Below are 24,086 nucleotides of genomic sequence, written 5' to 3'. Positions count from 1 at the left end.
CGGAAGAAACTGCGCTGCATTGATCCGATGCTAGACGCAGAAAACACTGCGATGCTTCCCCGCTGGGCTGATGATGAGTAATCACCGCCGGCTCCGCTTTGCTTAACCTGGACCTATTTACCGGCCAGCACGAAATGATTTGTTTTTAATCGAGTATTGTGGCCCACCGGCTAACACTTAAACATCGAAATCTCCGAGAAGCTTACCTTCGATTAAAACCAGGTCGATATTTAACAGTTCTCAGTCGACCAGCTCCGTGCCATCATTTTGCAATCCACCCCAGCGATAAAAGGACGTACCGATGGCACAACAATATCTCATTCCGGCCCTGATCGGACTCTTCAGCTTGCTGTTTCTGGGGATCGGTTTCTGGATCAATAGCCGTATCGCGGCAGGCAAGCTGGCTCAACAATTCTCCGAAATACAATCCAGTCATCAAGCTGAACACCAGCAATTGCTGAACGATGTTGCGCTTTCTCGGCAACGTGAGCAGCAAATGTTCCATGAGCAATCGGAACATCAAAATGAACTGAAACTGGCCAGTGAAGCATTGGTGAACCATCGAGAGATCGAGAAGCAGCTCAGCATTCAGCTCAGCGAGTTCAAGACTTCGCTGGAGGCCGAGAAGCAACGCACGCTCGATAAAGCGCAGCAACTCGCAGAGGCCACCGCTCTCATTGAAAAACACAGTGTGGAAACGAACCTACTCCGGCTACAGCTCGGCGAATTAAAACAAGAGCTTGGCCAAGGCCAGGAGCAGACTCGGCAGTTGGATGAGTTGAAGCAGGCGCTGACGCAGCAGCAAGCGCGTTTTGACGCAGCTCAACTACAACTGCAAAAACAAGGTGAGCATCTAGGTCAAAGCGCGGAACAAGCGCATCAGCTAATGGAAGTAAAAACCGCCAATAAGGACCTCCAAAGTCGTCTCGACAATGCCCAGGAAGAATTCAAAAAGCAGCGCGAACAATTGGGGCAGGCAGCAGAACAAAAGGAGCAATTGGACACGCTGCGCAACACATTGGCCCAACGAGATAAAGAACTAGCCGATACGCGAGATGAACTCAGCCTTGCGAAGCAGAGTCTTGCCGAAATAAATATGCGCCACCAGCGCGACCAGCACTCAGCTGCAGAGAAACTGCAGCTGTTGGAAGATAACAAAGTCCAACTCAAGCAGGAGTTTCAGAACCTTGCAAATCAGATTTTCGACAGCAAACAGCAGAGCTTCTCGGAACAAAGCCGTCAAGGGCTGGACACTCTGCTAAAACCGTTCAAGGACCAGCTCGAATCATTCCGTCAGCGGGTGGATCAGGTTCACTCCGATACCGTCCAAGGCCAAAGCTCGATGAAAAGCGAGCTGGTCAAGCTGATGGAGTTGAACGTCCAAATCACAACCGAGGCGTCAAACCTTACCAAGGCGCTCAAAGGCGACAAAAAACTTCAAGGCACCTGGGGCGAGCAAAAGGTAGAAATGCTGCTCGAGCAAGCAGGGCTGCGCAAAGGGTTCGAGTACCACCGCGAGGCGAACTTCAAGGACGACGATGCAGGAAACAATCGACCAGACTTCGTGGTCAATTTACCTGAAGGCAAACACATCATCATTGACAGCAAAATGTCGCTGGTGGCCTATACGGAGTACGTCGCCGCCGAAACCGACGAAGATCGCACCAAAGCCCTGTCCGCTCACGTTTTGGCGTTGAAGAACCACATCAACGGGTTGTCCGATAAGAAATACACCGACCTTAACGGAATCAACTCTCCCGACTTTGTGTTTTTATTCATGCCGGTTGAGCCCGCGTACCTAGTAGCGGCTGAGCACAGTCCGGGGGTATTCCAGGCAGCCTATGAAAAACGTATTGCGATAATTACCGCCACCACCTTGCTCCCGGTATTAAGGGTCGTATCGAATCTGTGGAGTATCCAACGTCAAAACAGCAGCACGCTGCAACTTGCCACGATGGCGAGCAAGGTCTACGACAAGTTGCGAATCTTTGTGGAAAAAATGGACAAGCTCGGCAATCAGATCGCAACGGTTCAGAAAAGCTACACAGAAAGCGTCAATACACTGAAAGGAGATCACGGAAGCCTGACCAAAACCGTGGACAAGTTCGTCGCCTTAGGCGTTACGGTGTCCAAGCGTCTACCCGCTTCAGCGGTGGGAGATGATGAAGAGATGGAAAGCGAGTTGGCTACACTGCCAGTGGAAAGTGCGGCCAATACCTGATCTGAACAGTGAGCGGCGGCCCTTGCCGCTCATTTTGCCTCAACTGACCCCGAGCACTCGTTCAAAGTCACTGGCTTGAATATCCCCGGAGCCGCTCAACATATCCCTCGCCAACGCCCGTCTCTTGCTCAACAGCTCATCCAGCGTCGCTTCAAACGTCGGCATCGCTGCATCGCGCACTGTTGGGTAATACACGTAAACATCCTTCTCCTGCCCGATCCGATACGCACGGTCGGTGGCTTGATCTTCTTTGGCCGGGTTCCAGCATCGGGTGAAGTGGATGACGTGGTTGGCAGCCTGAACGTTGACACCAAAACCAACGGCAATAGTCGAGAGGATAATCACAGAGAATCCCGCCTGCCCCTGGAACTGGTCGATCAGTTTTTGTCGGCTATTTGCGCTCTGGCTGCTGGTGCTTGTATCGCCGTTGATCACGGTGGCGCGGAATCCGAAATGCTCCTGAATAGCGTGTTGAAGTTCACGCTGGATATCACGCAGTTCGGTAAAAAGAATGACTTTGTCACCTTTCCCGGCCTTTTTGATGGACTCCAGGGTATCGATCAGCCAGCGCAGTTTCGGCGAGTTGTCACGCAGGCGTTTGTCCGGCTGAACACTATAGGGGTGAGCACAGATGAGTTTGAGCTTGTGCAGCAGGCCGAGCATTCCGGAGGTTTTCTGATCAAGCTGTTCTTCGATCTGTTGCTTCTGGCTATAGGCCGAAATTTCCGAGAGGTAAAGATTTCGCTGTAGGGTGTGCATCGACAGTGAACGGCAACCCTTGTCTTCGATTTTCGCGGGCAGGTCTTTGGCGATGTCTTGTTTGGTGCGGCGCAGGGTTTGCGGCTCAATCAGCTCACGCAAGCGTTCCAAGGCAACGGTGTCTCGCTCAAGTGCAGCTTCGATGGGTCGCTGGTACTCCCGACCAAACTGGTTCAACCCGCCAAGGAAGCCTGGCTGGATGAAGTCGAACAGGCACCAAAGATCAATCAGGGAGTTTTCCACTGGCGTCCCGGTGCAAGCGACCCGGAATCGAGCCGGAACAGCCTTGATTGCCTGAGTCACCAGAGCGGCAGGGTTCTTCAGTTTCTGAGCTTCGTCGCACACGACGATCGACCATTGCTGGCGAGCTAGGGAAAACTCTTGGTCACGAAGCGTTTCATAGGTGGTCAGTACGATACGTGCACCGCCAACCCAGCCCGGGCGAAGCAGGTTCTTGATACCCTTCGCCTTCAAGTCGGCGGGAATCTCGTCTTTCTTGAACTTCACCGCGCTCAAAGCCGAGCCGTAAAGCTTCAGGACTGGGAGTGCGTCAGCAAAGAAGAACCGGTGCAGCTCTCGCTCCCAGTTATCGAGCAATGAAACCGGCGCAACGATCAAGGTCGGCTTGTCTTGAGGATATCGCTCCAGATACCAGACCAGAAACGTCAGCAGTTGTATGGTTTTGCCCAGGCCCATGTCATCGGCGAGCAAGCAACCTGAGACGTCTGTTGGCGAAAGCCGGAAGAGATGTTGAAGCCATGCAACGCCCTGTAACTGATGTTCTCTCAAGATGACGTCGGGTCTTAGCAGGCTCGGCAGCTCAGGCCGAGCATCGAGTGCTGCTCGTAGGGCTTGCTGACGTACTTGAACGTACGTTGGCTCGTCGATGTTATGACCTATTTGGAGTACCGCACGGCCTACTTTTTCGTCAAGACTCGAAATCCGGGTCTCGGGTATGGATATCTTTTTGGACCAGGCATCAAATAGCTGCTCTGCCGCCGAGATGGAAAGCGGCGTGTCGGAGAGTGGCATCAGCACCGTCTCATCACCTGCCGCGCGAGCCTCGTCCAGCCGTTGCTCGAACTCATCAAACTGAGCCCGATCCGACGGATCCCAGCGCCCGAGGATTTCGGCGTCGATGCCTAAATCCGCGAGGTCTTTAGGCAACCAGTTTTCTGTCGCCTCCTTGACCAGAAAAGGTGACGTGATGCGCTCTGCTTCGCCGATGCCAGTGACACGATCGCCATACAGCGACAAATCCAACACTGCGTCGAACTCCGCGCCAGCCGCTTCGTTCTGCCAGCGTCTAAGCAACTCACTGATGCCTGCCAATTGGCGTAAATCGAAGTCGCTTAATTCAAGCTCGTAACCCTGCCAGAAGCCCGCCGGCATGCCTGCAGCCAGCTTCAACTGAAGCTCATGCACGAAGGGAGCAAACTCATGGGCTTCGTTGAACGGCAGCTCTATCGATGCTTGCGGCGTTGGTGAAATGGGCTCAAGGGTCAGGTTAATGCGCTGAATGCGCAGACCGGTATCGTCGTTGAGCTCGGGTTCAAGATGAAAACGGTGAAAGAAGATACCAGCGTTCGCCAGGTCGCTTTCATAGGTATCAGCGTCCAGCACCTGACTGGCACTATCACCCAAGGCACTATAGGGGTTCCGGATAAATGAAAGCGCATGGTCGCCCGCCACCCGGCGTCCGTGCAGTGAACGCACATAATCGAGCACCGATTTAACTTCCGGCTCGATCAGCACATGGGTCAATGATCCGTCAGCCCCGGTGACTCGGTAACGATCCTGCACTTGTTTGTGGGCATCGAAACTTTCCAGCCAATTTTCCGGCTGCCCGTCGAAAGTAGGTTCCAGCTCGATGACTGGCGTATTGCCTACGCTCGATTTACGTGGATTGAGACGAAGATTATCGGGCCTGACCACAACGGTTTTTTCGAGAAAACCATCCATACCTGCGCCAGCCTTGCGGGCCAGCTTGCGGACGCTGGCCCAACCAATCTGGTTGGTAAGTTCGCCAGGGCTTTCTTGTTGCGATAAATGGAGCTGCCGAACAGCACTCACCAATTGATAAGTTGCCTCAGGCAGCAGCTCGATTTTATCGCCATGCGTGAGGACTGCGCCCGTGCGTTTGGTTTGCCCTGTAGCGGCGGATTCGTTATCGCGCCAAGCACCTATCGATACCTTGAAATCGTTCGAAGCAAGACTGCCTTGGCTAGTGAGCTGCGGGGTAAAGTTCGACTGCTTTGGCAATCCGAGCAACGGTACGCTGCTGACGTGTCCTTCGTCATTCAATAGTCGATAAAGCTCGTCCCACGGCAGTAGCCATCGATCACTGAGTTGGGATACGAACTCTTCCTCTTCGAGCTGATCGAGGTAACTTGCCAGTGGCCAAAACTCAGTACTCTCGGCAAGGCTCAGCGGGAAACACAATCCCTGCTCCTCTATCGAGTACGTCGGCAAATTATTGAGCTCACCGGACTTCGGCAGCAGGCCTTTTCCAGATAGAAAACGCTTGAGCATTACTGCCTCCAGAATCTCAGTGGCTGATTGTTGACGGGCTTGAAGCCTAGGCGTTGAAGGGCGGCTATAGCGGGGGGGTCATGGCTGTCCAAGTAGACTTGGAAGGCACCACCCTTGCCGCGGGAGTCGTGGATTTTGTATCTAACCGTTTTCACGGCATCTCGGACTTGTTCGTCCAAGCTCGTCAACTTTTGCTTTGAGGATGAGTACGGCCCAAACCCAGACTGCGTTTGAATCGAGATCCCTAGTCGCTGAAGTTCATCATCAAATTTGCTCAACCAACCCTCGATTCGAGTTGGACTGCTGGGAGCCGGTGAGTGGCGCATGCGCGCCAAAGCTCTGGGCGGTTGTTTAAGCTCCCCAAGTTCTAATTGAGATTTGTCCGGATTGAACGGTGATTTAATTGCCTCATACACATAGCAGGCGTTACCTGTGCCGGAAAACTCTACAAAAAAATAATTCCCTATCTGCATGACCACGGCATTGTTGTGGCTAGGAGCGCCTCCCAAGCGACTGAAACGCCCCTTATTTTTTTCACGAAAATGGACGAAGTCTTTACTTCGATCACCCCAAGCGTCTAATCCCATGACAATGCGGGTGTAGCTCATCTGATTTGCAAAACGAAGCCAGTAGTAAAGACGCGAATGGTCAACGTCGGCATCACCTTTCAACAGATTGAAGAAGTGCTCAAGGTCTTCTTTCGCAAACCACGCGACCACCATCGCACAAACGTCTTTCTCCACGTAATGAAGCCAGCTGTTTTGTTTGGAACGAATCTGTGGGCTGCCCCAGTTATCCAAAGCAGTCTGTTTGAGAAGGGACGACGGTTTTTCCCGATACGTCGCTGCGTGATAACGCGTCAGGCAAGCGCTGAGGAGCGCATTCATGTATGTCGGATGCTGACGTCCGATCTCTATGAAGTCGGGGAATCGTTTCGAGAACTCTTCGTCGTCCAAATTGAAGATTCGAGACAGTAATACGCTAAATATCCGGTGCCATAACCAACTGTTGTTAGGGATCTGCGCGATCGTTTGCAGCACTGAGAGATCACTGATTTCGCCATTGAACATCTGCTCGCCAAGCGTCTCTCCCGCCCGCTCGGAAAACAGCTCCTTATGATGCTGGACGATGCGCATCCATTCTTTTTCACGAGTTTGTTGAGCCTTTACACAAGCGAAACCCTTGCGGATGTCGCCTTGCAACAAGCACCAGACGGGATTTGTGTCGGGCTTATCGGACTCGTAACCGAAGTAGCTGAAACAAAGCGCCAGCCAATCGCGGCGGCTCAGGCGCCGTTTTTCGATCCGCTGACTGACCTCGATATGGATTCGACCATAAAGTTGCTCGTCCTCAAGAATGGGTCCTACACGCTCGCTTTTATCTGCGAGACCGGCGAAGACCATGCGCCACTCGGAAGACGTCAGAGGCAGGACATTCCTGAACTTATTGATGGCGGCTCTACGTTTTTCCTGAGGCGGTGGCAACGCTTTCTCTGCCCGCTCAAACCGGTCATATAAATCAGCACTGGCAGCTTCCATTCTAGGAAAGCGAGCCAACGGTTCAGAACTGATCGCACTTCTACGGGCAGCGAGCCCGAGCGCTATAGCTGACGACAGCTTGGCTAATGCACTGGTCATCGCGTCATCGCCAACTGGCATTTCTCGGACACTGTGCTGGCGAATACTGGAACGTCTGGTTTGAGATTTTCCTCTTTCTCCTTCAAACCGTAGAACTGCATTCTCAGTTCAACTCGGCGGCTTGCCTCGTTGGTGTCCTTTGCGTTGTTGAAAGAAACACCACCCGCTAGGAACATCGATCTGATCTGCTGTTGCCTTTCAGCTGAAAGGCCAATTTGCAGAGGGCTGCGACTATCAAGCAAGCTACACATCACCCACTCGGACCGTTGTAAGGACAGGTGCAGGTTGTATAGGTACGAGCCGACGGTATCGGTAAACCCCTCGATAACGACCTGTTTGAACCACTTACGTCCTTCTTCGCTATCGGCAGCATCAAGAATAAGTGGCACTACGCCCTGAAGGGCGCTTTGACCCTCATCGCTCAATGAGTACTGGTTATGCCCAAAACGTCCCGCCTCACCGAAGCTGATGCGATTGTCTTTGCAGTCGACGATGATGGTTGCATTCGAGTGTTTAGCCTTGAGCTGCAAATGCTCGCAGAGCTGGCTAATGTCGCGACTGCGCTGCTTCTCGCCTTGCTCCGCTTGATTGATTCTCTGGGTGACCGAACTCAGGGCCGCGACCATCACTACGAGAAACAGAATCATCATGGCCGTCATCAGGTCGGCAAAAGAAATCCAGAACGGCTTCTCCGCTTCATCCTTGGCTCGGGCCACCGAAGACATTTGTTTACCAAACATATGTCAGCCTCCGTTACTGCCGAATTCGTTCCATGATGTCGCCGAAGTCTTCAATGCTTTCCTTCACACCGTCGACGCCGCCAGCCAAACTTTTAACAGCTTTATCAAGCTCCGTATCCAGACTACCCAACGTCTGCCGGAGTACTCTGTCCATGCCGTCGCCAAACTCTTTGAAACCATCACCCAAAACACCACTGATGTTTTCCAGGTACTCATGAACCTCGCGATTGAGCGACTGCATGCGTTCCGACTGTTGCTTCAAATCCTGGAGATATTGAGCACGTCCGCTGGCCTCAACTTGCGCGCTGGCCACCACACCCTCGATGACGATTAGTGTTTTGCTCAACGCTTCACGGTTGTTGCGATAGTCCGCAACGACGCTGTTCAACTCTCGAGAGGCCTGAGCAAGCTCGGTACCAGCCCCTTGAACAGTGCCTAGCAAACCAGCCGTCGATTCACTCGCCCTCGATACACTCAGTCCAGCATTTTCAAAGCGCTCAGCTGCGGCTCTCATTTTGTCTGCACCTAGTTGCATGCTTTGCAGATGCTGTTCGGTTTGCGCGCTTAATACCTTGACGTTTTCTTGCGAGGCTTTATTTTGCTCAGCGACAGACTGCAGCAGCGTTTTGACCTGCTCGTCCAACCCGCCCACCAATTCGCGAGTGCCTTGATGAAGCTCTGCTTGTGCAACGCGATTGGACTGATCCATTTGTTCGCGCCCACTTTCCAGTTTTTTGAAAACAGTAGAAAGCTGCTCGCCGAGCACCTCTACAGAGGCTGCAATCTTGGCCATGGTTTCTTGTTGGCCTTGACCCATGTTTTTTTGGATTGAGTCGACAAACGACTGAAGACTCTCGGCCATCGCCAGCTGACGAGCTTCGCTGTCGGAGAACATTTTTTCCAACTGCTGTGCCATGCGCGCGCCAGCGTCTTCGCCCTCGCTGCCGATGCGGACAATGGACGACTGCAGATTCGTCAGCATTTCGTTCATGCCAGCCTGCATGGCTCTTTGGCCGGTCTGCATGTCGGTCAGCAGCTGTGCAATCATTGCTGAGCTGCTCTGATTCGAGCTTTCACTGGCCGAGCGCATGTCTTGAATGAGGCTGGAGAATCCTTGCTGCATTGACTGCATGGCAGCAACGGACTGGCCCATCATTTCGTTCAGGCCATTGAACTGCTGGCCGAAAGTGCCTTCCAGCTTGTTCATGAAAGCCACCAGAACATCCTGAAGCAGGTTCTGCACTTGGCCGGATTGATCGCCGCTAGCAGCCTGTACCGCCCCGGCAATCGCTTCTAATGGCGACTTCAAGCTGTTTTCAATGGCACTGCTGACCTGATCCGCCAACAGCTGCCCGGAGTCACGATAGGTCGTAGATAATGTGTCTGCCAACTTGAGGCTTTCGCGGACCTGCGTATCGACGAGGTTTTGCAGCATTTCCCGAAGGTCTGTAACCAGGCTGTCTTTAAGCTGGCGGGTCTGGACCGAGTTTTCAGCACTGGACCTTACGAGCGCAGCAAGATATTCCTCGCCAACTCCACTGTCGAATAAGCTATCGATTGACTCATTTAGCGATTCAAGGTGCTTGTAACAGCGCCCTAATCGCCACTTTTCCGAAACCGTGACGATGATCGACGCCATGATGGAAAGGAATGAACCAATGAAGGCAAAGAGTACATCCTTCAGGAGTTTGTCCACGCTCGAATTGACCAGCTCCGGCGTGCTTGGATCAAAGTGCTGCAACCCTAACATCAGGCCAAAGAAGGTTCCGACAATGCCAACACCTGTCAGAATGCCCGGCAGGTGCTTGAAGAACTCAGTAGCCAACGGTGTATCGACGACACTCTGACCTGTAAAAAAATTTGCCGCGACAGTGGTCGCACGGGAGCGCACGAGACGCTCCTCGCCTTCGTAATATTCGAACTGATTGTGAAGAGTTTCTGAATACTCCTTCCAAAGATGCTTCAGTTTTGTCGCACTGAATACTTTCTCCAGCTCTGCTTGGAGCTGATCAGGCGACTTTGCCTTGATAGCAGTAATACTACGCCTAAGCGACTTGAGCCTTCGACTCAGCACGAACGATGGGATGAAATATCTTCCGATATACCATAGGCACAAAGCCGCCACTGCCACCATGACTACACGCGGAGCCATTAGCTGAGCAGTGCTGGCGTCATCCCACAATTTTAATAATGTCGAAAAGTCCACATTTCAGCCTTTAAGTTAGCTTTTATGCGCTATCAAGCGCTTACGCAGGAAGAAACGCGGGACATCCCGGCAAGCTTGCTCCAACGATGTTTTTAGGAATGTCTGGATGCCTGATCCTTAAGCAGGATGCTAAGGATATGCACCGAAGAGATGGGCGCTCAGAGAAGAAACGTCATCCTTGCGAGGCAAATATCTATCCATGTCCTTTTGCCAGCACGATACGCTTCATCCCTCCGTACGGTAAAGCCATATGCGAACGTCAGCCGACCAAGCGTGTCGCCTAGATAAGCACATGAAAACGAAAATCCGACTCTGAGGATCCTCATGCCCGAGTCGCGAATCACGCGACCATCCGAAGTCGAGCTCACACCCATTCAACATCTTTCGAACACTTCTGCCTGCGCACTTAGCCCTATCAGTCCAAGCAAGGGTCCTGTTCGCGATTTCAGAGCAACGATTAACTGATCAAGAACGGACAGCTCTGCGTAAACGTGCGTTCTGCCTGAAGGTCTGACTGGACACATTGACGTGCTGCTTGTGCCTTCCGGGACAAACTCTGGCCTTTGTATCAGCTGAGGACTCCACCCAGAGCCAGTCGTTTTGTGGGGGTAAAAACGACCAGACATAAAAAAGGGCCGCGAGATGAATCTCGCGACCCTTTGAATTATATGGTCGGGACGGAGTGATTCGAACACTCGACCCCTAGCACCCCATGCTAGTGCGCTACCGGACTGCGCTACGCCCCGACTAGGCGTGTTACTGGGTTTGCTTCGTAACGAAGCGATCCGGAATATACCGCAAGCTTTTGAAATGTGGAAGTATTTTAAAAGCTTGTATCACTTCTTCAGAACCACCAGCACATCTTCGAGTTCGGAGATCATCTGGCGGATCATTTGCTTGTATTGGGTGGTGTCGTCTTTGGCTTCATCACCGGACATACGCTGGCGCGCGCCGCTGATGGTGAACCCCTGGTCGTACAGCAACGCACGGATCTGTCGGATCATCAGCACATCCTGGCGCTGATAATACCGACGGTTCCCGGTGCGTTTGACGGGGTTGAGTTGAGGAAACTCCTGCTCCCAATAGCGCAGCACGTGCGGCTTGACCGCACAGAGCTCGCTGACTTCACCAATGGTGAAGTAGCGTTTGCCTGGGATGACGGGTAGTTCGTCGTTATGACTTGGTTCCAGCATAAGCCTCAACTCGGGCCTTCAACTTCTGCCCTGGACGAAAGGTGACCACACGGCGAGCCGTGATCGGGATTTCTTCTCCCGTTTTTGGATTGCGGCCAGGCCGCTGGCGTTTGTCCCGCAGGTCAAAATTGCCGAAACCGGACAATTTGACCTGTTCGTTGTCTTCCAGAGCGTGCCGAATTTCTTCAAAGAACAGCTCGACCAATTCCTTGGCTTCGCGTTTGTTCAGACCCAACTCTTCGTACAGACGTTCCGCCATCTCAGCTTTCGTCAAAGCCCCCATACGTCACTTCCTTAACGTGGCGTTCAACCTTTGTTCGAGCGAGGTGAGGATATTTTGTGTCGTGGTATTCACCTCATCGTCATTAAGAGTGCGCGATGGATGCTGCCAGGTCAAGCCAACTGCAAGGCTTTTTCTATGCGGATCAATGCCTTTACCCTGATAGACGTCAAATAGCCTGAGGTCTGTCAGCCATTCCCCTGCATTTTCACGGATTACGTCCAGAACGGCAGTGGCGGCCACTTCACGGTCGGCGATCAGCGCGAGGTCACGACGCACTTCAGGGAAGCGCGACAACTCGCTGAATTTAGGCATCTTGCCCGACGCCACTTCAGCCAGAACCAGCTCAAAAACAAACACCGGACGGTCCAGACCCAGGGTTTTCGACAGCTCAGGGTGGATAGCACCGACAAAACCCACCAAACGCCCTTCGCGCTCGATACGTGCAGTCTGGCCCGGGTGCAATGCCGGGTGGCTACCAGGCACAAACGTGAAATCATCCAGTGCACCGGCAAAGCCCAGAACCGCTTCCACATCGGCTTTAACGTCGAAGAAGTCCACGCCATCGCGGCCCTGTGCCCAGCCTTCTGGCAGGCGGCTACCGCAGACAACACCCGCCAGCATCGGCTCTTGCTTGAGGCCGTCGAGTTGGCCGACAAAACGCAGGCCGCTTTCGAACATGCGCACGCGGTCTTGCTGACGGTTCAGGTTATGGGACAGTGCCTTAACCAGCCCCGGCCACAGCGACGAGCGCATGGCAGCCATGTCATTTGAGATCGGGTTAGCCAACAGCAACGGCTCAACACCTGGGTTGAACAGCTCAAACTGCTTTGGATCGATGAAGCTATAAGTCACCGCTTCCTGGTAGCCACGGGCAACCAGCAGGCGACGCAACTCTGGCAGGTGCGCACGCGCTTCGGCCTTGGGTTGCGGTGCCAGACGCGCTTGCGGGTAACGAACCGGCAGGCGGTTGTAGCCGTACAGGCGGGCCAGCTCTTCGATCAGGTCGACTTCCAGGCTGATATCGAAACGATGGCTTGGCACTTCTACGTGCCACTGCCCTTCCCCACTGGCGGAAATACCCAGGCCGAGTGCGGACAGCAGTTGCTCGATCTGCGCAGGTTCAATCACCAGGCCAAGCATTTGCTCGACGCTTTTGGCGCGCAGGGTGATCGGTGCAATCGACGGCAGGAACTGCTCGTTGACGGTCTCGGTGATCGGGCCGGCTTCGCCGCCAGTGATTTCCAGCAGCAGGCCAGTGGCGCGCTCCATGGCTTCACGGGCCAGTTTCCAGTCCACGCCACGCTCGTAGCGGTGCGACGCATCGGTGTGCAGGCCGTAGGAACGGGCCTTGCCAGCGATGGCGATCTGGTCGAAGAATGCGCTCTCAAGGAAAATATCGCGGGTGGTTTCGGACACGCCGCTGTGCTCGCCACCCATCACGCCGGCAATCGCCAGGGCGCGGGAATGGTCGGCAATTACCAGGGTGTCAGCGCGCAGGCTGACTTCCTGGCCGTCGAGCAATACCAGCTTCTCGCCTTCTTCGGCCATGCGCACGCGGATGCCGCCATTGATTTCGGCAAGATCGAAGGCGTGCAGCGGTTGGCCCAGCTCCAGCATCACGTAGTTGGTGATGTCCACGGCGGCATCGATGCTGCGCACGTCGGCGCGACGCAGGCGCTCAACCATCCACAGCGGGGTTGGCTTGGACAGGTCGACGTTGCGGATCACACGACCCAGGTAACGTGGGCAGGCGTTTGGCGCCAGTACGTCGACAGGGCGCACTTCGTCGTGGACTGCAGCGACTGCGGCCACCACCGGGCGGGTGACCGGGGCGTTGTACAGCGCGCCCACTTCACGGGCCAGACCGGCGAGGGACAGGCAGTCACCCCGGTTCGGGGTCAGGTCGACCTCGATGCTGGCGTCTTCCAGTTCCAGGTAAACGCGAATGTCCTGGCCCACTGGCGCATCGGCCGGCAGTTCCATCAGGCCATCGTTGCCCTCGCCGACTTGCAGCTCGGCCTGGGAACACAGCATGCCGTTGGACTCAACGCCACGCAGCTTGGCTTTCTTGATCTTGAAGTCGCCCGGCAGTTCGGCGCCGATCATGGCAAACGGAATCTTCAGGCCCGGGCGCACGTTTGGCGCTCCGCACACGACCTGGAAGGTTTCCACGCCATTGCTGACCTGGCACACACGCAGCTTGTCGGCATCGGGGTGCTGCTCGGTGCTCAGCACCTCGCCCACCACCACGCCGGTGAAAACACCGGCGGCCGGCGTTACGCTATCGACCTCAAGGCCGGCCATCGACAGACGAGCAACCAGCTCGTCGCGATCTACCTGCGGGCTTACCCAGCCACGCAGCCATTGTTCACTGAATTTCATCCTGCTCTCCTAAAGATTCGTTACGACTAGCGAAATTGCGCGAGGAACCGCAAGTCGTTGTCGAAGAACAGACGCAAGTCGTTCACGCCGTAACGCAGCATGGCCAGGCGCTCAACGCCCATGCCGAAGGCAAAGCCCGAGAACTCTTCCGGGTCGATCCCGGACATGCGCAGCACGTTAGGGTGAACCATGCCGCAGCCCATCACTTCCAGCCAGCCGGTCTGCTTGCAGACGCGGCAGCCTTTGCCGCTGCACATCACGCATTCCATGTCGACTTCAGCGGATGGCTCGGTGAACGGGAAGAACGATGGACGGAAACGCACCGCCAGCTCTTTCTCGAAGAACACCCGCAGGAACTCTTCGATGGTGCCTTTGAGGTCGGCGAAATTGATGTCGCGATCGACCAGCAGGCCTTCGACCTGGTGGAACATCGGCGAGTGGGTGATATCAGAGTCGCTGCGGTACACACGGCCTGGGCAGACGATGCGGATCGGCGGCTTGTTCGCTTCCATGGTGCGGACCTGTACCGGCGAGGTATGGGTGCGCAACAGCATGTTCGCGTTGAAATAGAAGGTGTCGTGCATCGACCGGGCCGGGTGATGGCCTGGGATGTTGAGCGCCTCGAAGTTGTGATAGTCATCTTCGACCTCGGGGCCTTCGGCAATGCCGTAACCGATATGGGTGAAGAACTGCTCGATACGTTCCAGAGTCCGGGTGATCGGATGCAGACCGCCCGAGGCCTGGCCACGACCAGGCAAGGTGACGTCAATGGACTCGGCGGCGAGCTTGGCCGCAAGATCGGCCTCCTCGAGCGACGCCTTGCGCGCATTGAGCACCTCGGTGACACGCTCCTTGGCGACGTTGATCAGCGCGCCGACTTGCGGACGCTCTTCAGCCGGCAAATTCCCCAGGGTCTTCATCACCTGAGTCAATTCACCTTTTTTGCCAAGGTAGTGAACCCGGATTTGCTCCAGGGCATTTACATCTTCAGCGCTATGCACAGCCTCAAGAGCTTGGGCAACGAGCGCATCCAGGTTTTCCATGTACAGACTCCAGATACAAAATAGGGGAAGAGCTTGAAGGCTCTTCCCCTATTTATGACGTTTACCACCTTGGGCTACAGGAGCAGCCCAAGGTGACTGTCGGGGGTACTTAAGCCAAGGTGGCTTTAGCTTTCTCGACAATCGCAGCAAACACCGCTTTTTCGTTCACGGCCAGTTCAGCCAGAACCTTACGGTCGATTTCGATGGACGCTTTTTTCAGGCCAGCGATGAAACGGCTGTAGGACAGACCGTTAACACGTGCACCAGCATTGATACGAGCGATCCACAGAGCGCGGAACTGACGTTTTTTCTGACGACGGTCGCGGTAGGCGTATTGGCCTGCCTTGATTACCGCTTGCTTGGCAACACGGAATACGCGTGAACGCGCGCCGTAGTAGCCTTTAGCAAGTTTCAGAATTTTTTTGTGACGCTTACGGGCAATGACGCCACGCTTTACACGAGCCATGAGTTATTCCTCTATTCTTGACTAAAATTAACGAAGGCGCAGCATGCGCTCGACTTTTGCCACGTCAGACGGATGCAGCAAGCTGCTACCGCGCAGTTGACGCTTACGCTTGGTCGACATTTTGGTCAGAATGTGGCTCTTGAAAGCGTGCTTGTGCTTGATACCGTTAGCAGTTTTCAGAAACCGCTTAGCAGCACCACTTTTAGTTTTCATCTTTGGCATGTTCGGTACTCCGCATTCAGTTGATAAACATAATCAGAAGGCCTGCCGTGCCCTGTTGATTACTTCTTCTTTTTCGGGGCGATGACCATAATAAGCTGGCGTCCTTCCATCTTAGGATGCTGTTCGACCGAACCGTACTCGAGCAAGTCAGCTTCAACCCGCTTGAGGAGTTCCATCCCCAGCTCCTGGTGGGCCATCTCACGGCCGCGGAATCGCAAGGATACCTTGGCCCTGTCCCCATCACTCAGGAAACGTACCAGGTTGCGCAGTTTTACCTGGTAATCCCCTTCCTCCGTCCCTGGACGAAACTTGATTTCTTTTACTTGAATCTGCTTCTGGTTCTTCTTCGCTGCGGCAACCTGTTTCTTCTTCTCGAAGATCGATTTGCCGTAGTCCATCACCCGACAAACAGGTGGGATTGCATCGGCGGAGATTTCCACCAGGTCCAATTTGGACTCTTCAGCAATACGAAGCGCTTCATCAATCGAGACGATGCCAATCTGCTCGCCGTCAGCGCCAATTAACCGAACCTCGCGTGCCGAGATATTCTCGTTGATCGGGGCTTTCGGTGCAGCTCGTTTATCTTGTCTCATTTCACGCTTAATAATAATTACTCCGAATCTGGGCGACCACGCCGGGAAACCGCTTGCGCGAGGAACTCAGCGAACTGGGCGACGGGCATCGAGCCCAGGTCAGCACCTTCACGAGTACGCACAGCGACAGTCTGCATCTCGACTTCCCGATCTCCGATAACCAAAAGATAGGGAACCTTGAGCAAAGTATGCTCGCGGATTTTAAAGCCGATCTTTTCATTTCTCAAGTCGGACTTGGCACGAAATCCGCTTTCGTTGAGAGTTTTTTCAACTTCAGCGGCAAAATCGGCCTGTTTATCAGTGATATTCATGATCACTGCCTGGGTCGGAGCCAGCCACGCAGGGAATGCACCCTCGTAGTGCTCGATCAGGATACCGACGAACCGTTCGAACGAGCCGAGGATCGCCCGGTGCAGCATAACCGGGTGCTTGCGGCTGTTATCTTCGGAGACGTATTCGGCTCCCAAACGGATCGGCAGGTTAAAATCGAGCTGCAGGGTACCACACTGCCAGACGCGACCAAGGCAATCTTTCAGCGAGAACTCGATCTTCGGACCGTAGAAGGCGCCCTCACCCGGCTGCAGATCGTACGCAAGGCCCGCGCTATCTAGCGCAGCGGCCAGTGCAGATTCAGCGCGATCCCACAGTTCGTCGGAACCAACACGTTTTTCCGGACGAGTGGACAGTTTCATTTCGACTTCGGTGAAACCGAAATCGCGATAAACATCCATGGTCAGCTTGATGAACGCGGCGGATTCAGCCTGCATCTGCTCTTCGGTGCAGAAGATGTGAGCGTCGTCCTGGGTGAAGCCACGCACACGCATGATGCCGTGCAGCGCACCCGACGGTTCGTTACGGTGGCAGGCACCGAACTCGGCCAGGCGCATCGGCAACTCGCGGTAGCTCTTCAGACCCTGGTTGAACACCTGCACGTGGCATGGGCAGTTCATTGGCTTGATGGCGTAGTCGCGGTTTTCCGACTGCGTGGTGAACATGTTGTCGGCGTAGTTGGCCCAGTGCCCGGATTTCTCCCACAGGCTGCGGTCAACAACCTGAGGCGTCTTGATCTCCAGGTAGCCGTTGTCACGCTGAACCTTGCGCATGTACTGCTCGAGCACCTGGTACAGGGTCCAGCCGTTCGGGTGCCAGAACACCATGCCCGGCGCTTCTTCCTGGAGGTGAAACAGGTTCAGGCGCTTGCCGATTTTGCGGTGATCGCGCTTTTCAGCTTCTTCGATGCGCTGGATGTAGGCCGCCAGTTGCTTCTTGTCAGCCCAGGCCGTGCCGTAGATCCGCTGCAATTGTTCGTTCTTCGCATCACCGCGCCAGTAGGCACCGGACAGCTTGGTCAGCTTGAACGACTTGAGGAAGCGTGTGTTCGGCACGTGCGGACCACGGCACATGTCGACATATTCTTCGTGGTAATACAGGCCCATGGCCTGTTCGTCCGGCATGTCTTCCACCAGACGCAGCTTGTAGTCTTCGCCACGGGCGGTGAACACGTCGATCACTTCGGCGCGCGGCGTGACCTTCTTGATTACGTCGTAATCTTTTTCGATCAGCGCGTGCATGCGCGCTTCGATAGCGGCCAGGTCGTCCGGAGTGAAAGGACGCTCATAGGCGATATCGTAGTAAAAGCCTTCGTCAATGACCGGGCCGATCACCATTTTTGCCGTTGGGTACAGCTGCTTGACCGCATGGCCAATCAGGTGCGCGCAAGAGTGGCGAATGATCTCCAGCCCCTCTTGATCCTTGGGCGTGATGATTTGCAGGCTGGCATCACCAGTGATCAGGTCGCTGGCGTCAACCAGCTTGCCGTCGACCTTGCCGGCCACGGTGGCCTTGGCAAGACCTGCACCAATGGATGCGGCGACCTCGGCTACGGAAACCGAATGATCGAATGAACGTTGACTGCCGTCGGGAAGAGTAATAGTTGGCATGGCGCCTCCTCTCCTAGTGGTGACCCCTACCAAAGGTCACGTGGGTTGGGATGAGCCAGTACAAGATCCAACACCAGGCCGTTCAATGATGAACGCCTACCTTACAGCGGCAGGAGCCTTTCGGCCAACCGATAATCGAACCAGAGTGACTGGAGTGAACTCAAAAAACATGGCAAGGCGGCAATGGGCGCGCCTGGAAATAGCCAAGCAGAGGATGCTAGCACAGATGAACGGTCATCGCGCCTGCCGCGCCTGATGAAACATAAAATCCCGTGTTTGATGCCTGTAAAAGTGAACTTGAGCTGTACGAAAGCCCTCAAACCCGCTGAGAATCGCTGTTTGCCCACGAATCAAAGGAGCACTTCATGATGCGCTTTACCTCGACCCTCGCTCTCGCCGCTTCCCTGGCTTTCTTGTCTGTTGGCGCGCACGCCGCCGCCCCTTCGAACTGGCCTGAAGGCGCCCGTGACAGCTTCATCAAGGATTGCAGCTCGGCAGCCCAACAAAACGTGGACGCCAAAACCGCCAAAAGCCATTGCGAATGTGGCGCGGACAAGATCAATGCCGAATTGAGCACCGCTGAAATCAAAGAGCTCATGACTAACCCGAACTCCAGCCCCGAGCTCAAAAACAAAGCTGTCGCGGCTATTTCGTCCTGCAAAGTCGTGAAGAAAAAATAACAACGACCACTGATCAGACGGCCATTTGACTGAAAAAACAGCCTGAAAACTGCCATTTCGCACAAATTACGCAGCTTTTACGGCTTTTTTTAACAGCTGGTATTTCGCTGCAAAGCCCCGTAGATCGGGGCTTTCAGCCAACCAAGGCACTAAACGCAACGCTATTGATTAGCAAACAATGCCTTGGGGGGGCTTACAAGCCGAACATTTCGACTATGATACCCCGGTGTGCCCAGTTGGCCTGAGCAGCACAGCACTACTGAAAATATATGTTTCTTGGAGATACACCATGTCTAATCGCCAAACCGGCACCGTTAAATGGTTCAACGATGAAAAAGGCTTCGGCTTCATCACTCCTCAAGGTGGCGGTGACGACCTGTTCGTACACTTCAAAGCTATCGAAAGCGACGGTTTCAAAAGCCTGAAAGAAGGCCAAACCGTTTCCTTCGTGGCTGAGAAAGGCCAAAAGGGTATGCAAGCTGCACAGGTTCGCGGCGAGTAATTCTCCGCTGAGCTAAAAAAAACCCCGTCCATGTGACGGGGTTTTTTATGGGCGCTGCAAAAGCCGGGAGGCGATCAGCCGCAGTTGACCCGCGTGATCACCAGGTTGTCGTCGGTGTTCAGGTTCAGACGGTCGGAGCGGTATTCCAGGGTGATCATGTCGTTAGGCTTGAGGATACGTGCGTTCTGCGCGCCGGCACGGGTACGCGCCTGCTCCAGCAATTGAGGCGAGGCTTTCTGGCCGATGGCGAATTCGGCAGCCTTCGACTCGCAGCGAGTGTGACCTGCATCGGCAACGGCGGCATCTTTGCCCGGCTCAGGGGCACCCGGGGTGCTGCAACCCGCCAACGCGAGTGCTGCCAACAAAGTACCGAATGATGCGAGCTTCCAAGGCATGAAGCCTCCTATGAAAAAAATGGACAGAGATCGTGCGACAGCGATCTGGCGGTTTGGTTTCAAGACGTAAATCGCCTAAGAGCAAGTCTGCCTGACTCAAGGCGAGCATTCGCCGGATCAATCGTCACCAGATATGAACGAATTCAGTAGATATCGATGTAGTCAAACGGCGGCTTCGGCCAGTTCTGCTGGAGCGCGTTGAAAATCTGCCGGACCCAGACTTCATCGCTGGCCGCGACGTTACCGACATAACCCGAGCCTTTGGCCCAGGTCTCGAGGCGAAACAGCAGGCCGTCGATGTCGACTCCGCCTACGGCCTTCCCGGAAGAAATAAACGCGATACCGCCCTTGGTCACCCGCAACTGGGTGTGCTCGTCGTCACTGGCACTCGCGAGCAACTGGCGCACGGCTTCCAGCGTGAGGTTCTCGGGGTTGTTCAAATCGATCTGCACCTGGTGTCCCCGGCAATTGAATGGGGTAACAGTGTCGCACAGCATCGGCCTCATCCCGAAACGTCTCATGCCTAAGTAGCACTGCCAAACGCTACGCAAAAATGGTTAACTGCCCCGGTTAGAACCGCGTTCCAGCGCATTGCCCAGCCTTCCCGCCCCGTGAGCCCCCGACCATGAGTACCGTAACCCTCCAAGCCGACATCAAAGCCAAGTGGCCTCAAGGACAAAGCTCCTACAGCCCCGGAAGCCCGGAGGAGTTGGCCATCATCGGAATCGACCTGCTGGTCAAGGAGCTCGGCACTCAGGCCGCACAGGCGTTCATCGGCCAGGTATTCGAGAAATACCCGGCCGACCACATGGGCGCTCATAACCCCGAGCGCGAATAAGACCCGGCCGGCGAACGCCGACCGGCAAACACCTTACTTCAGACGGGCCAGGCGCTCGGTCAACAGATCGAAGAAGCCCTGGGCGTCGCCGTTCTCAACCCAGAATGCGTTCTTCGGCTGCTTGAGGCCGTCGTACCAGTCGACGACGGTCTGGCCGAAGGTCGGGCCTTCGCGGCTGTCGATCACCACGTTGACTTCACGGCCGCTGAACAGGGAAGGCTTGAGCAGGTAGGCAATCACGGTAGCGTCATGCACCGGGCCACCCGGGATGCCGTAGTGCTCCATGTCGCCCTTGACGTATTCATTGAGAATATCGCCCACCACCTTGCTCGCATTGTTCTTGATGTCGGCAATCTGTTTCAGGCGCGCGTCACTGGTCAGCACCTTGTGGGTCACGTCCAGCGGCAGGTAAGTCAGCTTGACGCCACTTTTGAGCACAATTTCAGCCGCGACAGGGTCCGCGAACAGATTGAACTCAGCCACCGGGGTGATATTGCCGCCATTAAAATGCGCCCCGCCCATCACCACCACTTCCTTGATGCCTTGGGTGATCTCCGGCGCCTGGGTCAACGCCAGTGCCAGGTTGGTCTGCGGGCCGAGCATGGCGATGGTGATGCTGTGAGGCTTGGCGGTGCTGAGGGTCTTGATCAGGTAGTCAACGGCATTGCCTTCGGCCAGGCCTTTTTTCGGCTCATGCACGGCGACCCCGGAAATACCTTCCTTGCCATGGATATTCTCCGCATAGATCGGCGTGCGCAGCATGGGTTTTGGCGCGCCGGCGTACACCGGGATGTCTTCGCGCCCTGCCCACTCGCGGGCCAGGCGCGCGTTGCGGGAGGTCTTGTCGAGGCGCACGTTACCGGCGACGGTGGTCAGCGCACGAATGCTCAGTTCCTGCGGGGACGCCATGGCAAACAGCAACGCCACGACGTCATCGGCGCCTGGGTCGGTGTCGATGATCAGGTCGATTTTTTCCGCCGCGTGGGCGCTGGCTGCGGTGAGTGCGGACAAAAGCAGGACACTCCGAAATAGATTTTTCAGGGTTGGGAGACCACGTTGCATGAAACACTCCTTGTCGTAGGGAAACTCTAGAAGGTAACGCCGGACACCAGCGCGATATTGCAATACGGCTGGCACTCGCCCGTGCGCACCACGGCGCGGGCCTTGTGGCTGAGCTGCTTGAATTCTTCATGGCTGACCAAACGGCGCTCGCCCAAGGCGGCCTGTTCGGTCAACACATTAAGTGGCGTCAGCGCAGGTGGCTGCTTGAGCAGGATCTCTTCGGCCAACACATGGCTTTCTACCTGCATCTCGCTGAGCACAATGCGCAGGGTGCTGATGAAATCCGGAATGCCCTGGGTGAGCGCCAGGTCAATCAACTCGACGCCTGGCGGCACTGGCAGGCCGGCATCACCGATCACCAGGATGTCACCGTGGCCGAGGGATGCGATCACGCGCGACAGCGCAATATTGAGCAATGGTGTCTTTTTCATGAGGGGATAAAACCTTGTACGTCCTGCAGCGTAGGAATAGAGGGTTGCGCACCCGCCCGCGTGACCGACAGCGCGGCAGCCACCTGGCCAAACCGGATAGCCTCGGCTTCACTTTTGCCATTGGCCAGCGCCGCGGCAAAACCGCCAACAAAGGTGTCACCGGCAGCCGTGGTGTCCACCGCCTTGACCTTGGGCGCCTGCAAGTGCTCGAAACCTTTGCCATCGGCAAACAACGCGCCCTGGCTGCCAAGGGTAATAATGACCTTGCCGGCACCCGCCTTGAGCAGCAGCGTTGCGGCAGCCTTGGCGCCGTCGAGTGAATCGACCGTCACACCACTCAAGGCGCTGGCCTCGCTTTCGTTGGGGATCAAATAATCGATCGAGGCATACCATTCCTCTGGCAGCGGGCCACTGGCCGGTGCCGGATTGAGGATCACGGTCTTGCCCAATTCACGACCGCGCTTGAGCGCCTGGCCAACCGTGTCCATCGGCACTTCCAACTGGCAGACAATGACATCTGCTGCCTGCAGTACCGCGTCAGCCGCCTGCAACGACGCGGGCGTGAGCTCACCGTTGCTGCCAGCCACGATCACAATCGCGTTCTGGCTGCTGTCATCCACCACAATCAACGCCACGCCGCTGGAGCCATCCACCGTGCTGACGGCCTGGCAATCGATGCCCTCCACCAGCAGCGCATCACGCAATTGCGCGCCGTAGGCATCCGTGCCCACACAGCCGATCATCGCCACCTCAGCGCCAAGGCGCGCAGAGGCTACCGCCTGGTTGGCACCCTTACCGCCCGGCACGGTGGAAAACGTCTGGCCGATCAGGGTTTCACCGGCGCGCGGCAAGCGACTGGCGCGGGTGACCAGGTCCATGTTCAAGCTGCCTATTACCACTACTTTTGCTGGCATACATCAGTACTCATCAATTCGGTTCAGCGGTATTGGGCGAACACACCGGCAAACGGCGCCGTCGACTCACGCAAAACAATGCTCGGCGTCACGATGCGCTGATCGATCGGCAGTTGGGGTGTTGCAATTCGTCGCAGTAAAAGCTCGGCCGCCGTCTCGCCCAGTTGCACGATCGACTGCCCGACCGTCGTCAGCGCCGGGTACACGTAGCGACCCATTTGAATATCGTCAAAACCAATCACCGACAGCTCGCCAGGCACACGGATATTGCGTTCGGCGGCTGCACGCAACACGCCGAAACCAATCATATCGTTACTGGCGAAAATCGCGCTGGGCGGGTTTTCCGACAGCAGCTGTACCGCCGCGGCATAACCACCGGTGCTGGTGAAATCGCTTTCCTGGGTGCGATTGGCTGGCACTTCCACGCCCGCCTCACGCAGCGCGCGGTGATAGCCGGCAAGACGCATTTGCGCCACGCGGGTATGACTGGGGCCGCCAATGCAGGCGATGTCGCGGTGACCAAGCTCCAGCAAATGCCGGGTTGCCAGGTAGGCACCCTGCTCATGATCGATGCGCACCAGGTCGACATCAATGCCGTCCAGTGCTCGGTCGACAATTACCATGGGGGTGCGCACCGCGCTCAAGCCTGCGGCAAGGCCACTGTCATCGCCGCCCACCGAGGTCACGATCAGGCCGTCGATGCGCTTTTCCAGCAACACGCGCAGATAGCTGCGCTGCTTTTCGGCGTTATCGTCGGAGTTGCAGAGGATCACGCAATAGCCATTACGCTCGCAGTAATCCTCGATACCCCGCGCCAGCTCGGCAAAATACGGGTTAAGGCTGTTGGGCACCAGCAGGCCGATGGTCGCAGTGGTCTTGGCCTTGAGCGAGCGCGCGACGGCACTCGGCACGTAGTCCAGTTGCTTGATCGCCGCTTCCACCTTGATGCGCACAGGCTCGCTGACCGGCCGCGTCTTGTTCACCACATGGGACACAGTGGTGTAGGAAATACCTGCAAGCGCGGCCACATCCTTGATCGTTGCCATG

Annotated in this window: 22 protein-coding genes and 1 tRNA gene; 4 read left to right on the top strand and 19 right to left on the bottom strand. The window is 55.6% G+C overall.

Translation table 11 applies throughout. The annotated features are described in order from the left end of the window. Positions 1–301: 301 nt before the first annotated feature. Complete coding sequence (gene rmuC / locus AOA62_RS23525; protein WP_099549923.1) at positions 302–2,221, top strand: DNA recombination protein RmuC; 1,920 nt, start codon at positions 302–304, stop codon at positions 2,219–2,221. 39 nt (positions 2,222–2,260) lie between these two features. On the opposite strand, the gene zorD is transcribed toward rmuC, so the two are convergent. The 13 genes from zorD to thrS all read right to left on the bottom strand — a co-directional run bounded on the left by zorD (position 2,261) and on the right by thrS (position 18,217). Continuing rightward, positions 2,261–5,512: a type I Zorya anti-phage system protein ZorD gene (zorD, locus tag AOA62_RS23520; RefSeq protein WP_099549922.1), complete on the bottom strand. Its 3,252-nt coding sequence runs from the start codon at positions 5,510–5,512 to the stop codon at positions 2,261–2,263. Then, positions 5,512–7,149, bottom strand: coding sequence for a type I Zorya anti-phage system protein ZorC (zorC, locus tag AOA62_RS23515; protein WP_099549921.1), 1,638 nt, complete (start codon positions 7,147–7,149; stop codon positions 5,512–5,514). The genes zorD and zorC overlap by 1 nt, the downstream gene beginning before the upstream one ends. Continuing rightward, a complete protein-coding gene (zorB1, locus tag AOA62_RS23510) occupies positions 7,146–7,889 on the bottom strand; it encodes a type I Zorya anti-phage system protein ZorB1 (protein WP_099549920.1) in 744 nt (247 codons plus the stop codon). Before zorB1 ends, zorC begins: the two co-directional genes overlap by 4 nt. 13 nt (positions 7,890–7,902) lie before the next feature. Beyond that, positions 7,903–10,095: a type I Zorya anti-phage system protein ZorA1 gene (gene zorA1 / locus AOA62_RS23505; protein ID WP_099549919.1), complete on the bottom strand. Its 2,193-nt coding sequence runs from the start codon at positions 10,093–10,095 to the stop codon at positions 7,903–7,905. Positions 10,096–10,764: 669 nt separating this feature from the next. Then, positions 10,765–10,841, bottom strand: a tRNA-Pro gene (locus tag AOA62_RS23500). A 90-nt stretch (positions 10,842–10,931) separates the two neighbouring features. Continuing rightward, complete coding sequence (locus AOA62_RS23495) at positions 10,932–11,288, bottom strand: MerR family transcriptional regulator (protein ID WP_003219935.1); 357 nt, start codon at positions 11,286–11,288, stop codon at positions 10,932–10,934. Further along, complete coding sequence (gene ihfA / locus AOA62_RS23490) at positions 11,269–11,571, bottom strand: integration host factor subunit alpha (RefSeq protein WP_002553164.1); 303 nt, start codon at positions 11,569–11,571, stop codon at positions 11,269–11,271. The genes AOA62_RS23495 and ihfA overlap by 20 nt, the downstream gene beginning before the upstream one ends. Before the next feature lie 3 nt (positions 11,572–11,574). Continuing rightward, positions 11,575–13,953, bottom strand: a complete 2,379-nt coding sequence (gene pheT, locus AOA62_RS23485; protein WP_099549918.1) for a phenylalanine--tRNA ligase subunit beta — start codon at positions 13,951–13,953, stop codon at positions 11,575–11,577. 26 nt (positions 13,954–13,979) lie between these two features. Further along, positions 13,980–14,996, bottom strand: a complete 1,017-nt coding sequence (gene pheS, locus AOA62_RS23480; protein WP_034117607.1) for a phenylalanine--tRNA ligase subunit alpha — start codon at positions 14,994–14,996, stop codon at positions 13,980–13,982. Between the two features lie 109 nt (positions 14,997–15,105). Beyond that, positions 15,106–15,462 carry a 50S ribosomal protein L20 gene (gene rplT, locus AOA62_RS23475; RefSeq protein WP_003174975.1) on the bottom strand — a complete coding sequence of 119 codons (357 nt, stop codon included), beginning with the start codon at positions 15,460–15,462 and terminating at the stop codon, positions 15,106–15,108. Between the two features lie 27 nt (positions 15,463–15,489). Further along, positions 15,490–15,684 (bottom strand): 50S ribosomal protein L35, encoded by a 195-nt coding sequence (rpmI, locus tag AOA62_RS23470; RefSeq protein ID WP_002553160.1) that lies wholly within the window; start codon positions 15,682–15,684, stop codon positions 15,490–15,492. Between the two features lie 59 nt (positions 15,685–15,743). After that, complete coding sequence (infC, locus tag AOA62_RS23465; protein ID WP_015884933.1) at positions 15,744–16,295, bottom strand: translation initiation factor IF-3; 552 nt, start codon at positions 16,293–16,295, stop codon at positions 15,744–15,746. Continuing rightward, entirely contained in the window at positions 16,295–18,217 is a 1,923-nt protein-coding gene (gene thrS, locus AOA62_RS23460) for a threonine--tRNA ligase (RefSeq protein WP_017138778.1), read from the bottom strand. The genes infC and thrS overlap by 1 nt, the downstream gene beginning before the upstream one ends. 365 nt (positions 18,218–18,582) lie before the next feature. On the opposite strand from thrS, the gene AOA62_RS23455 reads away from it, so the two are divergent. Together AOA62_RS23455 and AOA62_RS23450 are read left to right on the top strand one after the other, a co-directional pair. Next, entirely contained in the window at positions 18,583–18,897 is a 315-nt protein-coding gene (locus AOA62_RS23455) for a hypothetical protein (RefSeq protein WP_017138777.1), read from the top strand. Positions 18,898–19,186: 289 nt separating this feature from the next. Beyond that, the gene (locus tag AOA62_RS23450; protein ID WP_003234260.1) at positions 19,187–19,399 is read left to right on the top strand and encodes a cold-shock protein; all 213 of its coding nucleotides are present in this window, start codon (positions 19,187–19,189) and stop codon (positions 19,397–19,399) included. Positions 19,400–19,473: 74 nt separating this feature from the next. Here the strand turns inward: AOA62_RS23450 and AOA62_RS23445 are convergent, their stop codons facing one another. Next, a complete protein-coding gene (locus tag AOA62_RS23445; RefSeq protein WP_017138776.1) occupies positions 19,474–19,794 on the bottom strand; it encodes an I78 family peptidase inhibitor in 321 nt (106 codons plus the stop codon). Between the two features lie 143 nt (positions 19,795–19,937). Next, the gene (locus AOA62_RS23440) at positions 19,938–20,246 is read right to left on the bottom strand and encodes a hypothetical protein (RefSeq protein ID WP_026013818.1); all 309 of its coding nucleotides are present in this window, start codon (positions 20,244–20,246) and stop codon (positions 19,938–19,940) included. A 173-nt stretch (positions 20,247–20,419) separates the two neighbouring features. Here AOA62_RS23440 and AOA62_RS23435 point away from each other — a divergent pair, with 173 nt between their 5' ends. Continuing rightward, positions 20,420–20,632 (top strand): hypothetical protein, encoded by a 213-nt coding sequence (locus AOA62_RS23435; RefSeq protein WP_017138774.1) that lies wholly within the window; start codon positions 20,420–20,422, stop codon positions 20,630–20,632. 33 nt (positions 20,633–20,665) lie between these two features. Here AOA62_RS23435 and AOA62_RS23430 read toward each other — a convergent pair whose 3' ends face one another. The 4 genes from AOA62_RS23430 to AOA62_RS23415 are packed head-to-tail and all read right to left on the bottom strand — an operon-like array spanning position 20,666 to position 24,085. After that, positions 20,666–21,694 (bottom strand): nucleoside hydrolase, encoded by a 1,029-nt coding sequence (locus AOA62_RS23430; protein WP_017138773.1) that lies wholly within the window; start codon positions 21,692–21,694, stop codon positions 20,666–20,668. A gap of 26 nt (positions 21,695–21,720) precedes the next feature. Beyond that, a complete protein-coding gene (gene rbsD / locus AOA62_RS23425; protein WP_099549917.1) occupies positions 21,721–22,125 on the bottom strand; it encodes a D-ribose pyranase in 405 nt (134 codons plus the stop codon). After that, positions 22,122–23,039 (bottom strand): ribokinase, encoded by a 918-nt coding sequence (gene rbsK / locus AOA62_RS23420; protein ID WP_099549916.1) that lies wholly within the window; start codon positions 23,037–23,039, stop codon positions 22,122–22,124. The genes rbsD and rbsK overlap by 4 nt, the downstream gene beginning before the upstream one ends. Before the next feature lie 23 nt (positions 23,040–23,062). Then, positions 23,063–24,085 carry a LacI family DNA-binding transcriptional regulator gene (locus AOA62_RS23415; protein WP_099549915.1) on the bottom strand — a complete coding sequence of 341 codons (1,023 nt, stop codon included), beginning with the start codon at positions 24,083–24,085 and terminating at the stop codon, positions 23,063–23,065. Between the last annotated feature and the right edge of the window lies 1 nt (position 24,086).

The sequence above is a fragment of the Pseudomonas sp. 2995-3 genome, from assembly GCF_002742565.1.
Taxonomy (GTDB): Bacteria; Pseudomonadota; Gammaproteobacteria; order Pseudomonadales; family Pseudomonadaceae; genus Aquipseudomonas; species Aquipseudomonas edaphica.
The sequence above is the reverse complement of the archived record's forward strand: the minus strand, read 5'-3'. Positions and strand labels throughout refer to the sequence as shown.

Excerpts from the sequence above, each read along its gene's own strand:
- pheS (WP_034117607.1), bottom strand. The coding sequence starts at position 14,996 with ATGGAAAACCTGGATGCGCTCGTTGCCCAAGCTCTTGAGGCTGTGCAT.
- zorB1 (WP_099549920.1), bottom strand. The coding sequence starts at position 7,889 with ATGTTTGGTAAACAAATGTCTTCGGTGGCCCGAGCCAAGGATGAAGCG.
- rplT (WP_003174975.1), bottom strand. The coding sequence starts at position 15,462 with ATGGCTCGTGTAAAGCGTGGCGTCATTGCCCGTAAGCGTCACAAAAAA.
- AOA62_RS23455 (WP_017138777.1), top strand. The coding sequence starts at position 18,583 with ATGATGCGCTTTACCTCGACCCTCGCTCTCGCCGCTTCCCTGGCTTTC.
- rbsK (WP_099549916.1), bottom strand. The coding sequence starts at position 23,039 with ATGCCAGCAAAAGTAGTGGTAATAGGCAGCTTGAACATGGACCTGGTC.
- zorC (WP_099549921.1), bottom strand. The coding sequence starts at position 7,149 with ATGACCAGTGCATTAGCCAAGCTGTCGTCAGCTATAGCGCTCGGGCTC.
- AOA62_RS23450 (WP_003234260.1), top strand. The coding sequence starts at position 19,187 with ATGTCTAATCGCCAAACCGGCACCGTTAAATGGTTCAACGATGAAAAA.
- rpmI (WP_002553160.1), bottom strand. The coding sequence starts at position 15,684 with ATGCCAAAGATGAAAACTAAAAGTGGTGCTGCTAAGCGGTTTCTGAAA.
- rmuC (WP_099549923.1), top strand. The coding sequence starts at position 302 with ATGGCACAACAATATCTCATTCCGGCCCTGATCGGACTCTTCAGCTTG.
- AOA62_RS23435 (WP_017138774.1), top strand. The coding sequence starts at position 20,420 with ATGAGTACCGTAACCCTCCAAGCCGACATCAAAGCCAAGTGGCCTCAA.
- AOA62_RS23415 (WP_099549915.1), bottom strand. The coding sequence starts at position 24,085 with ATGGCAACGATCAAGGATGTGGCCGCGCTTGCAGGTATTTCCTACACC.
- AOA62_RS23445 (WP_017138776.1), bottom strand. The coding sequence starts at position 19,794 with ATGCCTTGGAAGCTCGCATCATTCGGTACTTTGTTGGCAGCACTCGCG.
- zorD (WP_099549922.1), bottom strand. The coding sequence starts at position 5,512 with ATGCTCAAGCGTTTTCTATCTGGAAAAGGCCTGCTGCCGAAGTCCGGT.
- AOA62_RS23430 (WP_017138773.1), bottom strand. The coding sequence starts at position 21,694 with ATGCAACGTGGTCTCCCAACCCTGAAAAATCTATTTCGGAGTGTCCTG.
- AOA62_RS23495 (WP_003219935.1), bottom strand. The coding sequence starts at position 11,288 with ATGCTGGAACCAAGTCATAACGACGAACTACCCGTCATCCCAGGCAAA.
- rbsD (WP_099549917.1), bottom strand. The coding sequence starts at position 22,125 with ATGAAAAAGACACCATTGCTCAATATTGCGCTGTCGCGCGTGATCGCA.
- pheT (WP_099549918.1), bottom strand. The coding sequence starts at position 13,953 with ATGAAATTCAGTGAACAATGGCTGCGTGGCTGGGTAAGCCCGCAGGTA.
- thrS (WP_017138778.1), bottom strand. The coding sequence starts at position 18,217 with ATGCCAACTATTACTCTTCCCGACGGCAGTCAACGTTCATTCGATCAT.
- ihfA (WP_002553164.1), bottom strand. The coding sequence starts at position 11,571 with ATGGGGGCTTTGACGAAAGCTGAGATGGCGGAACGTCTGTACGAAGAG.